Source organism: Nguyenibacter vanlangensis (genome assembly GCF_013376155.1).
In the GTDB taxonomy this organism is placed as follows: domain Bacteria; phylum Pseudomonadota; class Alphaproteobacteria; order Acetobacterales; family Acetobacteraceae; genus Gluconacetobacter; species Gluconacetobacter vanlangensis.
Window position 1 is genome coordinate 1 of the sequence record NZ_JABXXP010001150.1, and the last position, 640, is coordinate 640.

The 640-nt window shown below is 70.5% G+C and carries 1 protein-coding gene; it reads right to left on the minus strand.

All coding sequences use genetic code 11. The features are described 5' to 3' along the window. On the minus strand, positions 1-640 hold a 640-nt coding region (locus HUK84_RS21800; RefSeq protein ID WP_218064502.1), incomplete at both ends, for a putative glycoside hydrolase.

Consider the following 640-nt stretch of genomic DNA (forward strand, 5'->3'; position numbering starts at 1 on the left):
CCTGGCTGGCCGCGCCCGGCAAGCGGGTGCGCGCGGCCTCGTCGGGAAAACGGATGTAATCGAATTGGATTTCGTCAAACCCGGCCTGCGCGGCCTCGATCGCGACCGCGATGTTGTACTGGCGCACCGCGGGCTGGGACGGGTCGGTCCAGGCCATGCCCTGCCGGTCGTGAAACAGGCGGCCATCGGGCAGGCGCACCGCAAGGTCCGGCCGGGCCGAGGCCAGCGGCAGGTCCTTGAAGACGACGATCCGCGCGATGGCATACAGGTTCCGGGCATGCAGCATGCGCACCAGGGCACCCAGGTCGGGAATGGTCGTCATCCGGCGCGCCCCGTCGGCGATCGCCAGGGGAATGCGGCTGGGATAGGGGACCAGGCCGCGATCGCCCTTGACGTCGATGACCAGTGCGTTCAGCCCGGACTGCCCGATCAGCGCCAGCGCCCGGTTCCGCAACGCGGCCGAACCGATGCCGTAGCTGGACAGATACAGCGCCTTCGGCACGAAGGGGGTCAGAGCTATCGTCCCATCGGGCGGCAGGGCGGCGATGTCGGCCGTGCCGGCGCGATAGCCGGGGGCGCGGATGAAGGCCCGCCCGTTCGTCCGGGCAATCACGCCGCGCCCCGAGGCATCGGTCTCCAG